The organism is Brevibacterium sp. HMSC24B04 (assembly GCF_001806835.1).
Classification (GTDB): Bacteria; Actinomycetota; Actinomycetes; order Actinomycetales; family Brevibacteriaceae; genus Brevibacterium; species Brevibacterium ravenspurgense.
Genome location: NZ_KV786083.1, coordinates 113644 through 134957 on the forward strand (window position 1 = coordinate 113644; position 21314 = coordinate 134957).

Annotated in this window: 18 protein-coding genes; 2 read left to right on the forward strand and 16 right to left on the reverse strand. The window is 64.0% G+C overall.

Translation table 11 applies throughout. The annotated features are described in order from the left end of the window. Positions 1–238, forward strand: a 238-nt coding sequence (locus HMPREF3092_RS11310) for a hypothetical protein (RefSeq protein WP_176745690.1), incomplete at its 5' end; no start/stop codon positions are given. A gap of 67 nt (positions 239–305) precedes the next feature. Here the strand turns inward: HMPREF3092_RS11310 and HMPREF3092_RS04240 are convergent. From HMPREF3092_RS04240 to cysK, 9 genes are all read right to left on the reverse strand, one after another. Next, the gene (locus tag HMPREF3092_RS04240) at positions 306–1283 is read right to left on the reverse strand and encodes an ArsA family ATPase (protein ID WP_070423944.1); all 978 of its coding nucleotides are present in this window, start codon (positions 1281–1283) and stop codon (positions 306–308) included. Positions 1284–1298: 15 nt separating this feature from the next. Further along, positions 1299–1667, reverse strand: a complete 369-nt coding sequence (locus HMPREF3092_RS04245) for a cory-CC-star protein (protein WP_019174754.1) — start codon at positions 1665–1667, stop codon at positions 1299–1301. Further along, positions 1664–3385 carry a carbon starvation CstA family protein gene (locus HMPREF3092_RS04250; RefSeq protein ID WP_070423945.1) on the reverse strand — a complete coding sequence of 574 codons (1722 nt, stop codon included), beginning with the start codon at positions 3383–3385 and terminating at the stop codon, positions 1664–1666. Before HMPREF3092_RS04250 ends, HMPREF3092_RS04245 begins: the two co-directional genes overlap by 4 nt. A 366-nt stretch (positions 3386–3751) precedes the next feature. Next, the gene (gene ilvD / locus HMPREF3092_RS04255; RefSeq protein WP_070423946.1) at positions 3752–5452 is read right to left on the reverse strand and encodes a dihydroxy-acid dehydratase; all 1701 of its coding nucleotides are present in this window, start codon (positions 5450–5452) and stop codon (positions 3752–3754) included. Positions 5453–5566: 114 nt separating this feature from the next. Next, entirely contained in the window at positions 5567–6499 is a 933-nt protein-coding gene (locus tag HMPREF3092_RS04260) for an NAD(P)-dependent oxidoreductase (RefSeq protein WP_070423947.1), read from the reverse strand. Positions 6500–6658: 159 nt separating this feature from the next. After that, a complete protein-coding gene (locus tag HMPREF3092_RS04265; RefSeq protein ID WP_070423948.1) occupies positions 6659–7357 on the reverse strand; it encodes an NAD(P)H-dependent oxidoreductase in 699 nt (232 codons plus the stop codon). A gap of 2 nt (positions 7358–7359) precedes the next feature. Beyond that, positions 7360–8523: an LLM class flavin-dependent oxidoreductase gene (locus HMPREF3092_RS04270; protein WP_070423949.1), complete on the reverse strand. Its 1164-nt coding sequence runs from the start codon at positions 8521–8523 to the stop codon at positions 7360–7362. Between the two features lie 364 nt (positions 8524–8887). After that, positions 8888–9547 carry a serine O-acetyltransferase EpsC gene (gene epsC / locus HMPREF3092_RS04275; protein ID WP_070423950.1) on the reverse strand — a complete coding sequence of 220 codons (660 nt, stop codon included), beginning with the start codon at positions 9545–9547 and terminating at the stop codon, positions 8888–8890. Continuing rightward, positions 9547–10473 carry a cysteine synthase A gene (gene cysK / locus HMPREF3092_RS04280; RefSeq protein WP_070423951.1) on the reverse strand — a complete coding sequence of 309 codons (927 nt, stop codon included), beginning with the start codon at positions 10471–10473 and terminating at the stop codon, positions 9547–9549. The genes epsC and cysK overlap by 1 nt, the downstream gene beginning before the upstream one ends. A gap of 315 nt (positions 10474–10788) precedes the next feature. On the opposite strand from cysK, the gene def reads away from it, so the two are divergent. Beyond that, on the forward strand, positions 10789–11388 hold the full coding sequence (def, locus tag HMPREF3092_RS04285) for a peptide deformylase (protein ID WP_061943383.1): 600 nt from the start codon (positions 10789–10791) through the stop codon (positions 11386–11388). A gap of 112 nt (positions 11389–11500) precedes the next feature. On the opposite strand, the gene HMPREF3092_RS04290 is transcribed toward def, so the two are convergent. From HMPREF3092_RS04290 to HMPREF3092_RS04320, 7 genes are read right to left on the reverse strand one after another with little or no spacing between them, the layout of a single operon-like run. Further along, complete coding sequence (locus HMPREF3092_RS04290) at positions 11501–12514, reverse strand: hypothetical protein (protein ID WP_070423952.1); 1014 nt, start codon at positions 12512–12514, stop codon at positions 11501–11503. Between the two features lies 1 nt (position 12515). Then, positions 12516–13991, reverse strand: coding sequence for an Asp-tRNA(Asn)/Glu-tRNA(Gln) amidotransferase subunit GatB (gene gatB, locus HMPREF3092_RS04295; RefSeq protein ID WP_061943389.1), 1476 nt, complete (start codon positions 13989–13991; stop codon positions 12516–12518). A gap of 11 nt (positions 13992–14002) precedes the next feature. Beyond that, on the reverse strand, positions 14003–15523 hold the full coding sequence (gene gatA / locus HMPREF3092_RS04300) for an Asp-tRNA(Asn)/Glu-tRNA(Gln) amidotransferase subunit GatA (RefSeq protein ID WP_070423953.1): 1521 nt from the start codon (positions 15521–15523) through the stop codon (positions 14003–14005). A 1-nt stretch (position 15524) separates the two neighbouring features. After that, positions 15525–15830 carry an Asp-tRNA(Asn)/Glu-tRNA(Gln) amidotransferase subunit GatC gene (gene gatC / locus HMPREF3092_RS04305; protein WP_019174733.1) on the reverse strand — a complete coding sequence of 102 codons (306 nt, stop codon included), beginning with the start codon at positions 15828–15830 and terminating at the stop codon, positions 15525–15527. A gap of 52 nt (positions 15831–15882) precedes the next feature. After that, positions 15883–18069 carry an NAD-dependent DNA ligase LigA gene (gene ligA, locus HMPREF3092_RS04310; RefSeq protein ID WP_070423954.1) on the reverse strand — a complete coding sequence of 729 codons (2187 nt, stop codon included), beginning with the start codon at positions 18067–18069 and terminating at the stop codon, positions 15883–15885. Beyond that, positions 18066–19151 (reverse strand): hypothetical protein, encoded by a 1086-nt coding sequence (locus HMPREF3092_RS04315; RefSeq protein WP_070423955.1) that lies wholly within the window; start codon positions 19149–19151, stop codon positions 18066–18068. Before HMPREF3092_RS04315 ends, ligA begins: the two co-directional genes overlap by 4 nt. Beyond that, positions 19148–21313 carry a S9 family peptidase gene (locus HMPREF3092_RS04320; RefSeq protein WP_070423956.1) on the reverse strand — a complete coding sequence of 722 codons (2166 nt, stop codon included), beginning with the start codon at positions 21311–21313 and terminating at the stop codon, positions 19148–19150. The genes HMPREF3092_RS04315 and HMPREF3092_RS04320 overlap by 4 nt, the downstream gene beginning before the upstream one ends. Position 21314 lies beyond the last annotated feature (1 nt).

Here is a 21314-nt window from a genome sequence, read left to right on the forward strand (position 1 = left end):
TGCCGCACTGCTGTTCGGAATTGCGTTCCACCTGGCCACCGGGCAGCCCGTCATCCCCGTACGCGATGTCACGCAGGGCCTTGCCGACAACTTCAGCAGCAGCGGCAACGCATCCCTGTCTCGCGGTCTGATCGGCGGAGGCATTGTGGCGCTCATCCCAATCGTGTGGACGGTCATCTCCGCGCGGCGCACCAAGGCCAAGAAAGTCGACCCCGCCGATATTCCTGACGAGGACTGACTCCGTACCCCAGGTAAGAATCTACACCCTCACGTTGCGGCACACGCCCTCAATGTGCGGGCGAGAGTTAGGCAAAGAGCAGCTCGCCGAACTCCGCGAGGGCTTCCAGCCCCACGGGTTCGGCCGGCAGGAGCGGAGTCTGCGCAATAACGGCATCCGCACCCACCTCGGCGCGCAGGTGGGACACCCACTGCTCCTCCATCGCGCGTCGAGCCTCGAGGAGCTCCCCAGCACCGGCGGGCGAGCGCTTGTTCACGACGTATGCCAGCACTCCTACGTGCGATTCCGCGAGCTGATCGCGCAGCTCGATCGTCTCGAGCACGGGAAGACGTTCTGCGGCGAGCGCCACGACGAACCCCGTGACCGCCTCGTCCTGCAAGGTGGTCCGCAGGGACGACAACAGCTCGCGCCGTTCGTACAGCAAGTGGCGGATGCGCCGCTCGCGACGTGCCTTCGGGCTCCCCTCGTCGCCGGTCATTGGATTGCCACCCATGGCACGCACCGCCCTACCGAATTTGTCGGATCGCTGACGATTCTCCAGCAAGGCATCCGTCCACTGCGCCATTGCCTCGGGCAGGGACAACAGCCGCGACGTGTGGCCACTCGGCGCGGTATCGAAGACGATGAGGTCGTAGCGCTCCAGGCCGTCCCGCGTGAGCTTTGCGACACGCTCGAGCAGCGCGGCCTCGTGCGAACCGGGAGCGGCCGCCGCTGCTCGCAGGTAGCGCGTCACCTCACCGCGCATTCCATCAGCGACGAGTCCGTAGAGGTGTTCGCCGATCGCCTCGATGTGTTCCTTCGCGGCACGCTCGGGATCGATTTCGAGGGCATCGAGGTTGTCTGCCAACCCCACCGGCGAACCGCCTATTGTCCGTCCGAACAGGTGGCCCAGGTTGTGCGCCGGGTCGGTCGACACGAGCAGCACCCGGCGGCCCCCTCGAGCCTGGTCAAGAGCGACGGTCGCGGCGCACGTCGTCTTGCCCACGCCGCCCTTGCCTCCGAAGAAGATCACCCGCCGCGTAGACACGAGTTCACGCAAGGTCATGCTAGTGGCCTCCTCCTAACAACACTTGATGCCATCCGTGGGCGGGCGGTCCATGCCCATGCGGGTATGCCAGGCGTGGAACTCCTCGAGCACGATCGGGTAGAGCTCCATCGTGTAGGCGCTGGCGGGGTTGGGGATTCCGAGTGCCTCGCCACACACGTAGAGCATGAATAGGTCATCCTCGTCGCGCTGAGCCCGAGCGAGGGCCTGTCGGTAGGGGCCGTAGTAGTACTCTCCGAGCCCCTCGGTGAATGCGGCGAAGCCGCGCCGAAGCTGTTCGACGCGGCATCGCAACCCACCGTCCTGGCGGGCGGGCGTCCCGTTCTGGGACGCCTGCCCGCCCGACGAATCACAGCCCGCAGACTGGGGCGAATTATCGGTCACTTGGAGCCGGTTTCCTGCAGGGGATCGGCGACGGTGCGCCGCTCGACCGGATCCTCGTCTTCGGGTTCGGGATCGCTCCGTCCAGCCTTAACCATGGACGACACCGATTCGATGACGGTCCAGAGCGCGGCCACAAAGATCGCGGAGCCCAAGCCCAGCAGCAGCCAGTTCTGCGCGGCGAAGAACTCCCCAAGCTGGATCACCAGTGCCCAGAACGTCATGGTGAAGACGAAGAGGAGCGGGATGAGAATCGGCAGGACCGGCCTGCGTTTGCGCAACAGCATGACGCCCAGGACGGACAAGGTAAGCACCGCCAGGATCTGGTTTGTCGTACCGAAGAGCGGCCACAGGATCATGCCACCGTCGCCGGCTCCGCCCTCACCCGCACCGAATGCCAGGCCGAGGCCCAGTGCGAGCGCAATGATCGTGCCGACGACCGGGGTGATCTTCACACCCATCTGCGAGCCGATTTCCGCGATGATGAGGCGGTGCAGACGCACGGCGGTATCCATCGTCGTTGCGGCGAAGAGGATGGCCATTGTCGCGAGGACCGTTGCGGACAGGCTCAGCGGGATGCCGAGTCCCTCGTTGAGGATGTTGCCACCGCCGGCGACGAAAGCACCAATTCCGCCGTTCGCGTAGGCCTCCTGGAAGTCACCTATGGCATTGAAGCCGGAGGACACGGCGATGATCGTACCGAGCGCGAGCAGGCCTTCGCCCACTGCACCGAAGTAGCCGACGAAGCGGGCGTCGGTTTCCTTGTCGAGCTGCTTGGACGAGGTGCCCGAGGCGACCACGCCGTGGAAGCCGGAGATCGCGCCACAGGCGACGGTCACGAAGAGCAGCGGCCAGATGGGTGCCTGGCCGGCGGGCAGTTCCGAAGCCACCGGGTCGAGGAGGACCGTCGGCGCGGAGATGATGATCGCGGCATAGAGGATGCCCAGGCCGATGAACAGCTGGAGGCCGTTGATGTAGTCACGCGGCTGGAGCAGCATCCACACCGGCAAGAGCGAGGCGACGCCCGCGTAGAGAAAGAGGACGACGATCCAGAACGCCTGTGCGGACATGCCCATGATGGTTTCGGGCAGGACGATCGGGAACTTGTCGCCCAGGATGATGAGCGCGTAGAGAACCACGACGCCGACGAGCGAGACGATCGGCAAGTTCCACTTGAGACGGTAGATAGCCTGGCCGATGCACAGCGCGACGGCGATCGCACCCCAGGTCGGGATGACTGCGGACGGTGTGGTGACGAGCAGGCCGGCGATGATCGAAGCAAACACCGCGTTGACGATGATGATGAGCAGGAAGATAACGACGGTGAAGAGCAGCGAGCCCCGACCACCGATGTAGCGCTTGGCCAGGTCGCCGATCGTGCGGCCCTTGTTACGGGTCGAGGCCCACAGCGCACCGAAGTCGTGCATGCCGGCGAAGAACACCGTACCGATGGTCACCCACAGGAATGCCGGCAGCCAGCCCCAGATCATGGCGACCGCGGGACCCGTGATGGGCGCCGCACCCGCTACCGAGGTGAAGTGGTGTCCCCACAGCACCCACTTGTTGGTGGGCACGAAGTCGACGCCGTCGCGTTGCGCGTGCGCGGGGGTGATGGCGTGCTCGTCAAGCTGGTAGACCTTCTTGGCGAGGAACTTGGAGTAAAGAAAATAGCCGGCCAGGATCATTACCAGGCCAATAAACATGATGACGAGTGAGTTCATCTACGATCATCTCCCGCGGCCCCCATTGGCCGTAGTGGCGGTCATTGTCTTGGGCGGCGTCGACACTCGGCGCCACACCGCATATGTCATCGCATGAGCAGCCCACGATCAAACACCATCGCATGCGCGTTTGCGCACCATTTAGATGCATAAACGCTCTGCGATATGCGAAGAATCATAACTGAATTGCCATCGTTTCTGTGACTTGTATCCCAGTTACCTGATCACGTTCTGATTACGAATTCCATCACGTCGATTGCCGGAACCGCCGCCGAGGCGCCCGCCAGCGCCCGCGCCCCTGGCACCTTGGGCGAACCCCGAACAGCAGGCACCTCGGGAGCGTGTGCGGCACTCCCCTGACGCGACTCAGTCCGTTGTGACGGCCCCGACTGCAGCCGAGCGGACCAGCTTGGCGTACTTGCCGAGCGTGCCGTGCAGGCGCGGGTTCTCCGGCAGCGTCCAGTTTTCGCGACGGCGGTCGAGCTCGGCCTGATCAACGTGCAGGTCGATTGAACGGGCTGCAATGTCTACGGTGATCCTGTCGCCGTCTTCCACAAAGGCAATCGGCCCGCCGTCAACGGCCTCAGGAGCGACGTGGCCGATGCACAGACCGGTTGAACCACCCGAGAAGCGGCCGTCGGTGATGAGCAGAACGTCCTTGCCGATTCCGGCACCCTTGATCGCGCCGGTGATGGCGAGCATTTCGCGCATACCCGGGCCGCCCTTGGGACCTTCGTAGCGGATGATGATGACGTCGCCGGCTTTGAGCTTGCCTTCCAGAACAGCGTCCATTGCAGCCTGTTCGCGGTCGAAGACACGCGCGGTGCCCTCGAAGACATCGGCGTCGAAGCCCGCCGACTTCACAACCGCACCCTCCGGTGCCAGCGAACCGGTGAGCACCGTGAGCCCTCCGGTCTTGTGGATGGGGTTGCTCATAGCACGAACGATCTTGCCGTCCGGGTCCGGCGGGTTGATGTCCTTGAGGTTTTCCGCAACCGTCTTGCCGGTGACCGTCATGCAGTCACCCTCCAGCAGACCGGCATCAAGCAGAGCCTTCATGACCACGGGAACGCCGCCCATCTTGAAGACGTCGTTCATGACGTAGTCTCCAAACGGCTTGACATTGCCCAGGTGCGGGACCTTGTCGCCGATGCGGTTGAAGTCATCAAGCGAAAGGTCAACACCGGCTTCGTGGGCAATTGCCAGCAGGTGCAGCACCGCGTTGGTCGAACCGCCGAAGGCCATCGTCACGGCGATCGCGTTGCAGATCGATTCGTAGGTGATGATGTCCTTGGTGGTGATGCCGCGGCGCAGCAGCTCGACCACAGCCTCGCCCGATGCGCGGGCGAAGAGCGTGCGGTTGGTGTGGATAGCCGGCGGAGCGGCCGAACCCGGCAGCGACATGCCCATGGCTTCGGCGGCCGAGGCCATCGTATTGGCGGTGTACATACCACCGCAGGCACCTTCACCAGGGCAGACAGCGCGTTCAATGGCGTCGACATCGGCTTCGGTCATCTTGCCGGCACGGCAGGCGCCGACCGCCTCGAAGGCGTCGATGAGGGTGACTTCCTTTTCGGTGCCGTCCGACAGCTTTGCAGTACCCGGCATGATCGAGCCGTTGTAGAGGAACACGCTCGACAGGCCCAGGCGGGCTGCCGCCATGAGCATGCCGGGAATCGACTTGTCACAGCCGGCCAGGAGAACTGAGCCGTCCAGGCGCTCAGCACCGAAGACGGTTTCCACCGAGTCGGTGATGATTTCGCGGCTCACCAGCGAATAGTGCATACCCTCGTGGCCCATGGAAATGCCGTCGGACACGGAAATCGTGCCGAACTCCAGCGGGTAGCCGCCGGCAGCGTGGACGCCTTCTTTGGCAAAGCCGGCGAGCTTTTCCAGGGTGAGGTTGCAGGGGGTGATTTCGTTCCACGAACTGGCCACGCCGATCTGCGGCTTTTCCCAGTCGTCGTCGCCCATTCCAACTGCCCGCAGCATGCCGCGGGCAGCGGCGCGTTCGAGTCCGTCCGTTACGTCGCGCGAACGCGGCTTGATATCTGGTGTTTCGCTCATAAGCGCAGTCTAGATCCTCTTGTCCACATGCTGGAGAACGTGTGCACTATGTGGACAGGTTGCGGTCAACGCTTGTCTCGTCAGCCCAACCGGACCCGCCGCACACCAGCAGGTTCAGACCTTGTTGAACGGCTCCTCGCCCGCGGCAATCCTTTCAAGCTGCTCCGTAAGGATCCCCAGGATCCGCGGGAAGAAAGCACTCGTGTTGCCGCCGACATGCGGGGCGATGAGCGTGTTGGGCGCCTTCCACAGCGCGTGGTCTTCTGGCAGCGGTTCGGGGTCGACAACGTCGAGTGCGGCGTGCAGTCGGCCCGATTCGAGCTCAACGAGCAGCGCGTCCGTGTCGACGATCTTGCCGCGGCCCACATTGCACACGAGCGCACCGTCGGGCAGCTGCGCGAGGAATTCCGCGTTCACCATGCCTTCGGTGTGTTCGTTCAGGGGCGTGACGATGATGAGGACTTCCGTGTTCGGCAAGATCTCCGCGAGGTCGTCGTTGCCGTAGACCGTGCCGTGTTCGTCTTCCCGGGCGCGGCTGCCCACACGGGTGATCTCAACTTCGAACGGCTCCAGGCGGCGGCGGATTTCCTCACCGATGCCGCCGACACCCAGCAGGGTGACTTTCCTGTCTGCCAGGGACAAGCGACGCTGGTGATCCCACGTGCCGGTCAGCTGATTGCGCGCCGCCTCGTCGAGTCCCCGCAACCGCGCCAGAACGAGGGCGACGGCAAGTTCTGCGGTCGCTGCCGCATGTGCCCCAGCACCCGTGGTGACGGTGACCTTGCCGACCAGGTGGTTGACCACGTCGTAGCCGGTGGTCTGGGCCTGGATGAGCTTGAGGTCGTTGATTTCATCGAGTTTCGCGACGGTCGACTCCGCACCCAGATAGGGCAGGATCACAGCGTCGAGATCTGCCGGGTCGGAGTCCGGGTGTTCGGCCGACCACACTCGCAGATCCAGGGCGCTGCGTGCGCTTTCGCTCAGGCGCGACTGGACATCGCTGAGGAGGTCGGGGTCCGGAAAGGCGATTTTTGTGATCGTGCTCATGGCCTCATTGTGTCAGCCTGGCTGTGTTTCTTCCTGGCGCGGTTCACAAGGCGGACAGAGCCGGTTGGGTTGACGGGTCAGGGGTCCCGAGGTGGCGGCCACGAGGCGGAGCTCAGCTTCTCGTTTGTCTGCAGCTGGGTGCCGCTCCCTTGCCCCGGTTCAGCGGCCGAGCAGCTGATCGAACGGGGTGATGGTGTTTGGGTCGAACTCATCGACCGGTTCCACACGGCGCGAGGTGCCGTGGGCGCCCGAGGTGCTGGCGCCTCGTGAGTTTCCGGCACCCTGCCCGCTTCCCGAGGTGAGTTCCAGCAGTTCCTCAACTGCCGCCTCGATCCGCTTGCGCATGCCGGTCTGCTCTTCCGGCAGCCCCCAGTCATCGGTGGCGGCGAAGACCGTCGTCGGCAGAGCCAGCCCTTTGAGGTAGGCGATGAGGGGCCGAATGTGCTGATCCATGGCCAGGGAGTGGCGGACGGTGCCACCGGTGGAGGCAAGCAAGACGGGAATGCCGCGCAGACCGGCCTCGGGGAACAGCTGCAGGAACATGGTCAGCAGCCCAATGGGTGCCGCGTTGTAAACGGGCGCTGCGAGTACGACAGCGTCGGAAGTGCGGAGTTTGGCGTAGACCTCGTCGAGCTCGTCCGATGGCACTCCGGTGAGCATGGAGTCGACCAGCTGGTGGGAGAACTCGCGCAGGTTGATGATCTCGGTTTCGAGTGGGGCTGTTGACGCTTGTGGGTCTGCTGTCGCAGTTTCTGGCGCGGCTTCTGCTGCTTGCTTCGCGGCGTCGAGGATCCTCTGCGCCAGCCTGTTGCTGGTGCTCGATTCGGACAGCGAGGCTGTCAGCGCTGTAATCTTCACGGTCAGCCCTCCTGGTGTTCTTCGGCGGCGCGTGCACGTTCCTGGGCCGCCTTCGAGTTCGGTCCGCCACCGGGAATGGGGTCTTCTCCTGCTGCACGGCGAGCCATGAGCGATTCGTGCGTTGGCGCTTCCGGAACGCCGGGCTGGCGCATGGATGCGAATTCGCGGCGCAGGACCGGGACGACTTCTTCGCCGAGGATGTCGATCTGCTCGAGCACCGTTTTCTCCGGCAGGCCCGCGTGGTCGATGAGGAACAGCTGGCGCTGGTAGTCGCCGGCCCAGTCGCGGAAGCTGAGGGTGCGCTCAATGACCTGCTGCGGGCTGCCGACTGTCAGCGGTGTCTGCGTGGAGAACTCTTCCAGGCTCGGTCCGTGGCCGTACACGGGAGCGTTGTCAAAGTAGGGGCGGAATTCATTGACCGCGTCCTGTGAGTTCTTGCGCATGAACACGTGCCCGCCCAATCCGACGATCGCGTGTTCGGCTTTGCCGTGTCCGTAGTACTCGTAGCGCTGGCGGTAAAGGTTGACCATGCGCGCGGTGTGTGACGTGGGCCAGAAGATGTTGTTGTGGAAGAAACCGTCGCCGTAGTAGGCAGCCTGTTCGGCAATCTGGGGCGAGCGGATGGAGCCGTGCCATACGAAAGGCGGGATGCCGTCCAGAGGGCGCGGAGTTGCCGTGAAGCCCTGCAGCGGCGTGCGGAAACGGCCTTCCCAGTTGACGTTCTCTTCGCGCCACAGGCGGTGCAGCAGTGCGTAGTTCTCAACTGCCAGCGGGATACCTTCGCGGATGTCCTGACCGAACCACGGGTAGACGGGGCCGGTGTTGCCGCGGCCCATCATGAGGCTGATGCGTCCGCCGGCCAGATGCTGCAGGTAGGCGTAGTCTTCGGCCAGCCGGACGGGGTCGTTGGTTGTGATGAGGGTCGTCGAGGTGCTCAGGTGGATCTTCTCAGTTCGCGCGGCCAGGTGCGCCAAGAGGACGGTCGGGTTGGCCGGTGCGACGAACGGCGGGTTGTGGTGCTCACCGGTTGCGAAGACGTCGAGCCCCGCGGCTTCTGCGTGTTCGGCAATCTTCACGGTGCTCATCAGCCGTTCGTGCTCGGTCGGGATTGTGCCGTTCACGGGATCGCGGGTGACATCACCGATGGTGAAGATTCCGAATTCCACAGTGCGCTCCTAACACTCAGATTGAGTTGATTGAACTATCAACAATTCTAACGGAGAGGTGCCAGGGAAAATTCCCGACCCAGCAGATCAACCTGACCTCCACCTCGTGAGTTCATTCCGGCGAGCCACCCGTTAGCCGGAATCCGCGCCTTAGCCGCACGCAAACTCCCGTTAGCCGGAATCCGCGCCTTAGCAACCACTGCTAACGGGAGTTTTCGTTGCTAAAGCGTGTGGCAGGGCGCAATGACGAGGCGCCGCACCACTCCCCGGGGCCGTCACCTTGATGCTGGACTGCTGGTTCGATCCCACAAACGACTGCGGCCCCTGCCGTAAGACAGGGGCCGCATACAAAACCGCGTCCAGATCAGATCCAGATGGCCGGATCGACCAGTTCCACCTCGCCGTGAGTGGGGACGTGGCGTTCCTTGGGGCGTTTGATCTTCGCGGGGATGCCAACGGCGATCGTGCCGTCAGGAACATCACCCACAACGACAGCGTTCGCACCGACCGACGAGCCATCGCCGACTTCAACCGGCCCCAGCACAACAGCTCCGGCGCCAATGAGCACATCGTTGCCGATGGTGGGGTGACGCTTGACGGCCTCGGTGGACGTCCCGCCCAGGGTCACCTGGTGGTACAGCATGACGTCGTCGCCGATTTCAGCCGTCTCACCGATGACAACACCGCTGCCGTGGTCAATGAAGAACCGCCGGCCGATGGTGGCACCGGGGTGGATCTCAATGCCGGTCAGCGCTCGCACAGCCTGCGACAGCAGACGCGCGGGGGCCTTGCCGCCTGGCTTGTTCCACAGTCGGTGAATCCCCCGGTGCGCCCAAATGGCGTGCAGGCCCGGGTAGCTCAGCGCAGTGACAACATCGTTCGTCGCCGCAGGGTCACGGCGGCGGGCATTGTCGAGGTCTTCGCGCACAGCCGCCCGCACGTTCGGCTTAGACAAACCGACCGCGGCGGCCGTGCTGAGTGCCGCGCCGCCGGCCAGCAGCGCACCTTTGAGGAGTCGGCTCATCAGTGCATGTATTCCTGGAACAGCGGCGTCGACAGGTAGCGCTCACCGAGGTCCGGGAAGATGACGACGACGTTCTTGCCGGCGTTTTCCGGACGCGATGCAACCTTTTCGGCTGCTGCGAGAGCCGCACCTGCGCTGATGCCCACGAGCGTGCCGTCTTCACGAGCCACGCGGCGTGCAGCTTCAAGAGCTTCTTCATTGCCGATGGCCTGGACTTCGTCGTAGAGCTCGGTGTCGAGGACCTCGGGAACGAAGTTCGCGCCAATGCCCTGAATGGCGTGCGGTCCAGCCTGGCCTTCGGACAGAAGAGGTGAAGCTTCCGGTTCGACAGCGACGATCTTCACGTCCGGGTTGGCTTCGCGCAGAGCGCGGCCGGCACCCGTAATGGTGCCGCCGGTGCCGATGCCGGCAACGAAGATGTCGACCCTGCCGGCGTCTTCGAGGATTTCCTTGCCGGTGGTGGCGTAGTGCTTTTCGGGGTTGGCCTGGTTGGCGAACTGCGAAGCCAGCAGACCGCCGGTTTCTTCAGCGATTTCCTTGGCCTTGCTGACAGCGCCGTTCATGCCGTCGGCCTTGGGGGTCAGAACGAGTTCAGCGCCGAATGCGCGCAGCAGAGCGCGACGTTCCATCGACATGGATTCCGGCATGGTCAGCACAACGCGGTAGCCGCGCGAGCTTCCGACCATAGCCAGGGCGATGCCGGTGTTGCCCGAGGTGGCTTCGACGATCGTGCCGCCGGGCTTGAGCTGGCCGCTTTCCTCAGCGGCGTCGATCATGGCAACGCCGATGCGGTCTTTCACCGAGTTGGCGGGGTTGAAGTATTCGAGCTTGGCGAGGATTTCAGCACCGGTGCGCTCACTGGCGTGCTTGAGACGCAGGAGGGGTGTTTTGCCGACGAGTTCCGAAACACTGTTGTAAACAGTCACAGCTTTCCTTTGAGTTGATTCGAAAAGGTCCACGGAACTGCTGCCGGCAGTCCCGCTTTTACACGTGACACACCAGCCAATGGCTTCAGCTGCTGATCTTCAGTCCGGATAACAGAGCTGACCGGACATATATTCCCGATTATGGCCCGTCGACTTCGCGACAGCACAACCGGGGACGGCCGATGAGGGGCACATCACAGCCTGCGAGCATGTAGCCCATGCGCCAGACTGCGCTTCCCCACCGGACAATTCGCTCCCTTGTCGGCGCGGGCGGATGTCCCTTACCGTGTCAGTGCCTGTCGATAGGATGAGCGCATGGCAATTCATCCGATCGTCGTGTACGGCGAACCTGTTCTGCACCGCAAAGCCGATCCCGTTGTCGATTTCGATGATGATCTGCGCACTCTCGTCGCAGACATGTTCGAAACGCTGAAGGTATCCAATGGCGTGGGTTTGGCCGCCCCGCAGATCGGCGTTGGCAAGCAGATCTTCGTCTATGACGCGGATGACGAAGTTGAGGGCCGCCGTCGCCGCGGGGTGTTCATCAACCCGATTCTCACGGCGTCGCGCATTCCCGATTCCCGCCCGCACCCGGACACCGAATCCGAAGGCTGCCTGTCTGTGCCAAGCCTCGACTTTCCGCTTAAGCGCGCAAACAAGGTGACGGTCAACGGCTTTGATGAAAACGGCGAGCGCATTTCATTGAGCGCCGAAGGCTGGTTTGCCCGCATCATGCAGCACGAATTCGATCACCTGCAGGGCACGCTCTACGTTGACCGCCTGGATAAGCGCTGGGCGAAGAAGTGGACGCGCGCCAAAGCTGAATTCGGCTACGGCGAACCGGGCCTGTCTTGGCTGCCGGGCACCGACCCCGACCCGTTCGGGCACGAAGCTGTCGACGAAGACCTGGACTGATCTGACCAGGCGCCGCTCACCACTACACGCCTGACCGCGGGTATCCGCGGGGTTCTGTTGGCTGACGAGGCGCCGCTCCCCTGCCGGGTTCGCGTTACCTGCCGGTTTCGCGTTACCTGTCGAGTTCGCGGTCGAGCCCCACCGCCTCAGCTTCCCCACTGAATTCCGCGGCTGAGCTTTCAAGTTCACCCAGTAGCTGCTGGATGGACTCGACGTGCGAATCTGCCGCCAGCCCCAGGTGTTCGAGGTTGGTGAGCGCAGCGTCATCAGCAGCGGTGCGAGCGACCACGTCGAGCACGCGTTCCCCGATTTCCCGGGACTGTTCGCTGCGCTGCAGTTCGCTGAGTTTGACCGACAGGCGACCCAGACCTCCCAGGTAGTCGTGCATTGCGGTGACACGGTCGGCAATCGAACGGAATGCCGCGGCCAGCTGTTCTTGATAGGCGTCGATCTGCGGTGCGGTTCGCCTATCGCGCAGAGATTCGAGCTCACTGCGCAGCAGGTAGATTTCCTGGAGCCGCACGCCGATCGTCGACACGGCGTGGTCAAGGTCGATGTGAGACACATGGTCTTCCAGCACGGGGTCGTTCCAAGCTGGAGTGCGGCTGATCTGCTGTGCAATGTGCACTGTCAGGTGGAACAGCCGCTGTTCATCGGTGTCCTGCCGCCCAAAGGAATAGCCGAGCGCCTGAGGGGTAAGCCACATAGCGTTCTTGGCGTCTTCCAACGCCTTCTTGTTCAGCCGCTTAGGATCACGCAGGTAGCGCACACCCGTGTATCCGGATGTCCCGAGCGTGCCGGCGGCTGACAGGCCGGTGAGGATTGCGCCGGGATCCACGAGGTCACCCACGATGAGCGAAGCAACACCCGTAAGGAACGCCAGTCCGCCCGTGACGATCCCGCCGACGGTCGTTGTGCCAATGAAGACGGCGCGACTGGCAAGCACGTTCCGGTGCATGAGCGGACCGAGCGCTTTGGTGCTGCCGGAAGTGCTTGCCAGTTCGTACCCGCGGGCTTTCCACGCGCGGGTAACGGCTTCGCTGACGGAATCTGCGACCAGGAAACGGTAGCTGGGCACGGTTGAGCCCAGTTCGCGTTCCCACAGTTTCCGCCAGCGCGCAGTCATATCAGCCGATCTTCTTCATGATGAGTTCGCGTGCCTGCTTGGGGTCAGCCTGCCCGCGAGTGGCCTTCATGATGGGACCCATGAGGGCGCCGATGGCCTGCATGTGTCCGCCCTTGATGCGTTCGACGACATCAGGGTTATCGGCAATTGCGGCGTCCACGGCGGCTTCGAGCGCGCCATCGTCCTTGACGATTTCCAGCCCCTTGGCCTCCATGACCGTCTGCGGGTCACCCTCACCGGCAATGACACCGTCGAGGACCTTGCGCGCCAGCTTGTCGTTCAGCTTGCCGTCTGCGATGAGCTTTTCGAGTTCGGCAACCTGAGCCGGAGCCACGAGGGTTTCCGGTTCGACGTCCTGCTGCTTGGCCTGGCGGGCGATTTCACCTGTCCACCACTTGCGCGCACCCTGCGGCTTCGCACCGGCGGCGACGGTCGCTTCGATTGTTTCGAGCAGACCGGCGTTGATGACATCGCGCATTTCGAGGTCGGAGAATCCCCATTCGCCGATGAGCCTGCGGCGCTTGGCCGTGGGCAGTTCGGGCTGTTCGGCGCGCAGCTGTTCAACCCATTCGCGCGACGGCACAACCGGCACGAGGTCCGGTTCCGGGAAGTAGCGGTAGTCATCGGAATCCGACTTTTCGCGACCGGGCGAGGTTTCACCGGTTTCGTCGTGGAAGTGGCGGGTTTCCTGCAGGATCGATTCGCCGGCATCAAGCAGTTCGGCCTGACGGACGATCTCGTAGCGCACCGCACGCTCAATCGAGCGGAACGAGTTCACGTTCTTGGTTTCGGTGCGCGTGCCCAGCGGTGCATCCGGCGACTTCCGCAGCGACACGTTGATGTCGGCGCGCACGTTGCCCTGCTCCATGCGGGCCTCAGACACTCCGAGGGCGCGGAAGATGTCACGCAGTGTGCGCACGTAGGCGGCTGCGACTTCCGGTGCGCGTGCGCCGGTGCCCTCGATGGGACGGGTGACGATTTCGACCAGCGGAACACCCGCGCGGTTGTAGTCGACCAGCGAGTATTCGGCACCCTGGATGCGGCCGGAACCGCCCACGTGGGTGTTCTTGCCGGCGTCTTCTTCCATGTGTGCGCGCTCAACCGGGACCGTGACGATTTCGCCGTCTTCGAGTTCGACTTCAACCGAACCGTCGTAGGCGATCGGTTCGTCAGACTGCGAGGTCTGGAAGTTCTTCGCAAGGTCCGGGTAGAAGTAGTTCTTGCGCGCAAAACGGCACGATTCGGCGATCTCGCACCCCAGTGCCAGGCCGATCTTGATGGCCGATTCGACGCCCTTTTCGTTGACCACCGGAAGCGAACCGGGAAGGCCGAGCGAGGTGGGGGTCACGTTGGCGTTTGCGGTGCCGCCGAAGGTGTTGGGGGCGGCGTCGAACATTTTGGTCTCGGTGCCGAGTTCAACGTGGACTTCGATGCCGAGGACCGGATCGTATTTGGATACGGCTTCTTCGTAGTTCATGTTTCCGCTCCTCAGTTCTTGTCCGCTGCGAGTGCGGGGATGTTGTCGAGCACACTGCCGCCGCGAGCTGCGTTCAGCGCGGCTTCGAAGCCCGAACCGATCTGGTACAGACGCTCATCGGCACGTGCCGGTGCCAGCAGCTGCAGACCGACGGGCAGGCCGTCGTCTGCCAGGCCGGCCGGCAGGCTCATGGCGGGGATGCCCGCGAGGTTCGCGGGAATCGTGGTGACGTCTGACAGGTAGATCTCCATGGGGCTCAGGCGGTTTTCCGCACCGAATTCCCACGCGGTGTTCGGCGTGGTGGGTGCGATGAGCGCATCGACCTGTTCGAAGGCCTGGGCGAAGTCGCGCTGGATGAGGGTGCGCACCTTCTGGGCTGAGCCGTAGAACGCGTCGAAGAACCCTGCCGACAGGGCGTAGGTGCCCATGATGATGCGTCGCTTGACTTCCTTGCCGAAACCGGCTGCACGGGTAGCGGACATCACGGTTTCGGCGGTGACGGGGCCTTCTTCGGGTTCGACGCGCAGGCCGAAGCGCATGCCGTCGTAGCGGGCCAGGTTCGACGACACTTCCGACGACATGAGGATGTAGTAGGCCTGCACCGCGTAGCCGAGGCTGGGCACGTCGATTTCGACGATTTCTGCACCCTGCTTCTGGGCTTCGTCGACGGCGGCCTGGAACTGGGTGCGCACAGCGTCTGAGGTGTCGTCGCTGAGCAGCTGGCGGATAACGCCCAGGCGCTTGCCCTTCAGCCCTTCTTCGGCACCGCGCTTGGCGGCTGCGAGGAAGTCCGGGACTTCATCGGGCAGGGACGTCGAGTCCAGTGGGTCGTGGCCGGCTAGCACCTGGTGGAAGGCTGCGGTGTCGGCAACCGTGCGGGCCGACGGGCTCACGGTGTCCAGCGAGCTTGCCATGGCGATGATGCCGTAGCGGGATACCGAACCGTAGGTGGGCTTCATGCCGACCGTGCCGGTGAAGGCAGCAGGCTGGCGGATGGACCCGCCGGTGTCGGTGCCCAGTGCCAGGGGCGTCTGGAATGCTGCCAGCGAGGCGAGCGCACCACCGGAGGAACCGCCGGGGATCCGGTCGAGGTTCCACGGGTTGCGGGTGGGGCCGAACGCCGAGTGTTCGGTGGACTGGCCCATGGCGAATTCGTCGAGGTTGGTCTTGCCGAGCATGGGCATGCCGGCGGCCTTCGTCTTTTCGTAGACGGTTGCGGAGTACGGTGGCACCCAGTCTTCGAGCATCTTCGAGGATGCGGTGGTGCGGATGCCTTCGGTTGCCACGAGGTCCTTGTGGGTGACGGGCACACCGGCCAGCAGCGGGAGGTCTTCGCCTGCCGCACGGCGACGGTCAACATCGGCCGCTGCTGCCAGAGCGGTGTCGGCTGTGACGGTCACGAAGGACTTGACCTGCGGTTCGACGGCTTCGATGCGGTCCAGGTGAGCCTGGGTCACTTCGGTCGAGCTGTATTCGCCGGCCTTGAGACCTTCAGCGAGTTCAAGTGCGGAAAGCTGAGTCAGATCGGCCATGTCAGTCCTCCCCCAGAATCTGCGGTACGAGGAACTTGCTGTCTTCCTGCGCGGGAGCGCCGGAGAGAGCCTGTTCGGGGGTGAGCACAGGGCCCACGACGTCGGGGCGCAGGACATTGGTCAGCGGGATGGGGTGGCTGGTGGCCGGGGTGTCTTCCCCTACTGCTTCCTTGACCTGGGCGACGGCCTCGATAATGGTGCCGAGGTCGTCAGCGAGTCCTGTGAGTTCTTCATCGCTCATGGCGATGCGCGACAGCTGCGCCAAGTGCGCAATCTGGTCGGATGTGATTGCGGATTCCTCCGACATCGTCACCCTTTCTGCTTGATATAACTGCTGGTCTGATTGTACTTCCGCTGTCTCAGACGTCTTTTCCGGCCAGCAGCGCGTTGAACTGCTCTTCTGTCAGCACGGTGATGCCGAGTTCTTCTGCTTTTGCAAGCTTCGAACCGGCCTTTTCGCCAGCCAGCACGTAGTCGGTTTTCTTCGATACCGAGCTGGCGGCTTTTCCTCCGGCGGCGATGATGGTCTCCTTCACGGAGTCCCGCGTGTAGCCTTCGAGCGATCCCGTGGCCACGACCGTTTTGCCTTCCAGCGGCTTCGGCCCGGCGTCTTCGGCACTTTCTGCGACCTCGTCGGCCATTGACACCCCGGCGGCACTCCAGCGGTCGACGATTTCTGCGTGCCAGTCAACCGCGAACCAGTCGATGAGCGACTGGGCGATTGTCGTGCCCACACCTTCGACTTCGGTCAGCGCGTCGAGGTCGGCTGCCCGCAGCGCTTCCATTGATCCGAAGTGGGCTGCCAGCGCCCGTGCAGCAGTGGGGCCCACGTGGCGGATGGACAGGGCAACGAGCACGCGCCACAGCGGCCTGTCTTTTGCCCCCTCGATTTCCTGGAGCATGCGCAGGGTGCCCGCAGACGGCTGAGCCGGGGTTTTGATCTGGCCCTTGTCTGGGCCCGAGGTGTAGTACTCGGGCTGGTTGTAGAAGTAGCGGATGCGCTTGATGTTGCCGGTGGGAACACCGTTCTTCTTTTCTTCGCGTTCAACCCACACATCAGCGAGGTCTTCGGCTTTGAGGTCGAACAGGCCTGCTTCTGAGCGCAGCGGAGGTTCGTCTGGGCTCAGGGGGTTGGTCAGTGCGAGCGCGGCTTCTTCACCGAGGGCTTCGATGTCAAGGGCTGCCCGGGAAGCCAGGTAGAACAGGCGGTTGGCCACCTGGGACGGGCAGGTCTGCGAATTGGGGCACCGCAGGTCGCGGTCGCCTTCTTTCTGTTCGACCAGTTCCGTGCCACAGTCCGGACAGTGGGTGGGCATGTGCCATTCGACTTCTGTGCCATCGCGGTTATCAACCACCGGCCCGAGGATTTCGGGAATGATGTCGCCGGCTTTGCGCAGGATGACGGTGTCGCCGATGAGCACGCCTTTGCGTTTGACCTCGTAGCCGTTGTGCAGAGTGGCTTTTTCGACCGTGGACCCGTCCACCAGGACGGGTTCCATAATGGCGAACGGGGTCACCCGGCCGGTGCGGCCCACCTGCACGCGGATGTCGAGCAGTTCTGTGGTGACTTCTTCTGGCGGGTACTTGTACGCGCACGCCCAGCGGGGTGCTCGCGATGTGTAGCCCAGCTGTTCCTGCACCGCGAAGTCGTCGATTTTGATGACGATGCCGTCGATGTCGTGCAGGAGGTCGTGCCGGTGTTCGGCGTAGTGCTCGATGTAGGCATGCACGTCGTCTTCGGTTTCGCAGTGCTTGTAGTACTGCGAAATGGGCAGACCCCACGAACCTAGAATGTCGTAGACCTCAGACTGGCGCTTGGGCAGTTCTTGACCGTCACCGGCCTCCCACGCGGCAACACCGTGGACGAGCATGCGCAGCGGTCTCTGCGCTGTGACCTTGGGATCTTTTTGGCGCAGCGAACCGGCTGCGGCGTTGCGCGGATTGGCGAAGGGGTCCTTGCCGGCGTCAATGAGGCCCGCGTTGAGATCAGCGAAGTCTTTCAGCGGGAAGAAGACCTCCCCGCGGATTTCGACCTGCGCCGGCGGGGCGTCAGTGTCCAATTCCACCGGGATGTCTTTCAGCGTGCGGATGTTCGCCGTGATGTCTTCGCCGGTGTAGCCGTCACCGCGCGTGGCTGCGCGCACCAGTTTGCCGTCGCGGTAGAGCAGATTGCACGCCAGACCGTCGATCTTCACTTCCGACAGAAACTGCGTGCCGGCTGGAACGCTGCGCTTGACCCGGGCGAACCAGGCGTCGAGTTCTTCAACGGAGAAGACGTCGTCAAGCGAATACATGCGAGCCACGTGGTCGACCGGCGCGAAGGCTTCTGTGTCAAGGCCGCCGCCGACCTTCTGGGTGGGTGAATCCGCAGCGGCCAGTTCCGGGAAATCGGCTTCGAGCTGTTCGAGTTCGCGCATGAGCGCGTCGAAGTCGGCATCCGGAATCGTGGGGGCGTCGTGGACGTAGTAGGCCTCGCGGTGTTCTTCGATTTCAGCGCGCAGCCGGGCAGCGCGTTCGGCTGCCTGTTCCGGTGAGTAGGTGCTCATTCTTCTTCTTTCAGCGCGTTGTGAATATCCGTTGCGGCCTCCATGAGGCTGCGGCATGTGCCGGTGTCAGCCCGTGAGGGCAGCAGTCCTGCAGAAGCCGGTTCAGCAAGGCCGGTCAGGACACCGAACTGGGCTGCCGAGGCGCGGCTCATGCCGATTCTCTGCCACGGCTCCCACACTAACGCCAGGGTCTGACTTAACCGCGCCCGCTGGATGGTGTGCGGGAAGTTAAGCCACACCTCGTGCCCGGCATCAACCCATTCAGCCAGCCGCTCCCACCGGGCCAGACCGGCCGGAGAATCACCAGCCGCCACCTCGACAGCAGCCCCATCAGACCGAGCCGCTCCAGAGCCAGCCGGCAGATCGACAACAATCGACCCGGCACCGATGTCGAGCAGCTGATCAGAGTGCCGAATGTCCTTCCCACCGATCCGCACCTCGCCGAGCTTCGGCACGTGCAGCAGCGGGCTCTCCCCGCACCTGGCCAGGAAGGACTGCAGTCCCGTGAACACTGCCTGCTCCGGCAGGGCCGGCAGGGTCCGGAACCCGGAGTCGGTCGGCACGGAACCGGTGAGGATCGGGTCCAGGTGCCTCTCCACAATCCGCACCCGAGGTGCCTGCCCGGTCCTGCGCTCCACCTCGGCAAGGTGCGCCTGGACAGCGAAAGCGTAAGCCTGCAGGACATCGCGAACGGCACCGAAGTCGGACAGGACTGGCGCCCCAGTCGGCAGTGTCATGTGGCGGATCAGGTGCCACGGTCCAGGCAGCGTGAGAAGCGTGGGGCGTTCGTCGCAGTATTCTTCGACGGCGTCGAGGATTTGGGCGGTGTGAGAACGGCTCAGCCGCTGTTCGCGGCTTTCTCCCCTGGCCAGCCGCCAGACGGCGGGGCTGAGGTCGACGGGCAGGTCGAGCATGCCCGCCGCCGGTGCCAGGAAGTCCAACGCCCAGCGGGTGCCGCCCTCGGCAGGCTGGGCGATCTGCGGGATGGCCGGCAGGCCTTCGCCAGATGCGCTGACGGCGGCGCTGAAAGCCTCACGCGGTTCGGTTCCGGCCCACACGCCGGTTGTGGCCGTCAGGTTCACCTGCCGCGTCCTCGCAGCTGCACCGGCGGGACGTCAACGGCGAAGCCCATGATGCGGCCGTAGAAGCTCAGTTCTTCTTCCAGCGAGGTGCGGATGGCCTTGGGATCACTGAAGCCGTGGGCTTCATTGGGGAAGAATCGTGCGGCGTAGGGCAGGTTTGCCTTTTCCAGTGCGTCGATGAGTGCGCGCGCTTGGTTCGGCGGGACGACGGCGTCTTTTTCGCCCTGGAACACGGCTACGGGTGCGCTGATGTCCTCAAGGTGGTCCAGCGGCGATGCTTTCCGCAGCGTTTCGGGATCCCCACCGCCCACGAGCCCATCCAGGTAGCGGGATTCGAAGTCGTGGGTGTCTTCGGCAAGCGAACGCAAGTCCACAACCCCGTAATACGAGCTTCCGCAGGCAAACACGTCTGTTGTCGTCAGCGCCTGCAGCACCGTCAGGCCGCCGGCGGAACCGCCGCTGATGGCCACGCGGTCAGGGTCGATGAGGCCGTCTTCGGCCAAGCCCTGGGCGACAGTCACGGTGTCGGCAACGTCAAGCACGCCCCACTGGCCCTTGAGCGCTTCGCGGTACTGCCGGCCCATTCCGGTGGAGCCGCGATAGTTGACGTCGATGACCGCTATCCCGCGGGACGTGAAGTACGCGTGGTGCAGGCTCACCCGCGGCACAACGCGCGAGGTCGGGCCGCCGTGCACAAACGTCACACACGGTGGGGCCTGTTCAGCACCGCTGCCGAGGTGGAGGCCGGCTTCCGCTGCACTGCCCGGGTGGGTATCGGGGTTGGGGTTCGCGCTGGCGTTACCGTCCTCATGAGCGTCCGGCTTGCGCGGCGGGTACCAGACGGCTTGAATGCCGGAGTATTCGCGCACTTCGGCCCGCGGCAGGTATTCGGCAATGGTCGACCAGCTCTCCGGCAGCACGATCGACAGGGCCACCGGTTCGAGCTCACCTGAAGCGATGTCGAAGGTGTAGAGCCCATCGACCCGGTTGCGCCCGCCTGCGCGAATAAGGGCGACGGTGTCGCGGAAGTCCTCAATTTCAGCCCAGTCGATGTCGGCACCGAAATCCACGGGGCCGCTGCCCTGGTAGTCGGGGCGGCTGTCGGCCCACAAAAGCGCTGCAGTGCGCTGGGTTGAGATTCCGTCGCGCGCGGCGGCCGCCACGATCCGCTGCCCGCCGAGCACCGGCAGGTACCAGCGTGAACCCAGCGTCCAGAGAGGACCCCCGATCTCACCGGGGTCGTCAAGAACAGAGGCAACCTCCGCCTCGGGAGTTCCGGGAGTGCCGAGCGCACGGTCCCGAAACACGCGCACATCCACGCTCACCACGGACCACGAGCCGCGAGCGTCAGTGCTGACCGTCAGTGTGGAGCGGCTGAGCCATTCGGGCTGAAGAATCGATTGGCGTTTCTCAGCACCCAGGATGGCCACGGGCGAACCCTGCGGTTTGCGGGTCTGCGGGTCGAGGTCAGCCAGCAACAGGCGGGTGGCATCCCACGGCATATCCGGGTGGTCCCAGCCGATGAACGCCAGGTGCTTGGCATCCGGGGACAGCCGCGGATACGCCACAAAGTGCGGGCGGTCCTCCCCCGTCCAGTCCGCGGGGAAAAGCGAGCGCACCGGGGTGTCTGCGCTGGGGTCGATGAGAACAATGTCTCGAACAACGTCGTGCGGGTGCGCACCGCGGAATTCACGCACCGCGGTGAAAACAGGGGCTGACGAGGTGCCGGCCGGCTTTGCCGAGGAACTGCGGGCAACCGTGATGTCACCGAAGAGCACACTGCCGTCGGAGTCATCCGTCAGCGCCTGTGGGGCTGTGCTCGGGGTGACGGTGTAGAGGCGCTGTGAAACCCGGTCGACGAACACTATCGTGCCGTCTGCCGCACAGTCCCACGCGCCGCCGCCGTATTCGTGAACGCGCGAACCTGCCGTCAGGTTCTCCGGCAGGATGTCCTGAGGCTCGCCGTCGCCTTCGCGAAAGAAAATGCCGACACCCTGCTGCCCTGCTCTGCGCTGGGAGAACAGCACACCGCCTGCGGCAAAACGGGCACGGTCGATGGGCCTGGTGCCAGCCGCCGCCAGTTCGGCGGTGATGGGCGAAGTGAACGGCGAGCCGGCTTTCGGCCCAGGCAGCGAACTGTGTGATGCAGACTGGCCGGTCATG

Coding starts and splice junctions, on each gene's coding strand:
- HMPREF3092_RS04240 (WP_070423944.1), bottom strand. CDS start 1,283: ATGACCTTGCGTGAACTCGTGTCTACGCGGCGGGTGATCTTCTTCGGA.
- HMPREF3092_RS04250 (WP_070423945.1), bottom strand. CDS start 3,385: ATGAACTCACTCGTCATCATGTTTATTGGCCTGGTAATGATCCTGGCC.
- ilvD (WP_070423946.1), bottom strand. CDS start 5,452: ATGAGCGAAACACCAGATATCAAGCCGCGTTCGCGCGACGTAACGGAC.
- HMPREF3092_RS04260 (WP_070423947.1), bottom strand. CDS start 6,499: ATGAGCACGATCACAAAAATCGCCTTTCCGGACCCCGACCTCCTCAGC.
- epsC (WP_070423950.1), bottom strand. CDS start 9,547: ATGAGCCGACTCCTCAAAGGTGCGCTGCTGGCCGGCGGCGCGGCACTC.
- def (WP_061943383.1), top strand. CDS start 10,789: ATGGCAATTCATCCGATCGTCGTGTACGGCGAACCTGTTCTGCACCGC.
- HMPREF3092_RS04290 (WP_070423952.1), bottom strand. CDS start 12,514: ATGACTGCGCGCTGGCGGAAACTGTGGGAACGCGAACTGGGCTCAACC.
- gatB (WP_061943389.1), bottom strand. CDS start 13,991: ATGAACTACGAAGAAGCCGTATCCAAATACGATCCGGTCCTCGGCATC.
- gatA (WP_070423953.1), bottom strand. CDS start 15,523: ATGGCCGATCTGACTCAGCTTTCCGCACTTGAACTCGCTGAAGGTCTC.
- gatC (WP_019174733.1), bottom strand. CDS start 15,830: ATGTCGGAGGAATCCGCAATCACATCCGACCAGATTGCGCACTTGGCG.
- ligA (WP_070423954.1), bottom strand. CDS start 18,069: ATGAGCACCTACTCACCGGAACAGGCAGCCGAACGCGCTGCCCGGCTG.
- HMPREF3092_RS04320 (WP_070423956.1), bottom strand. CDS start 21,313: ATGACCGGCCAGTCTGCATCACACAGTTCGCTGCCTGGGCCGAAAGCC.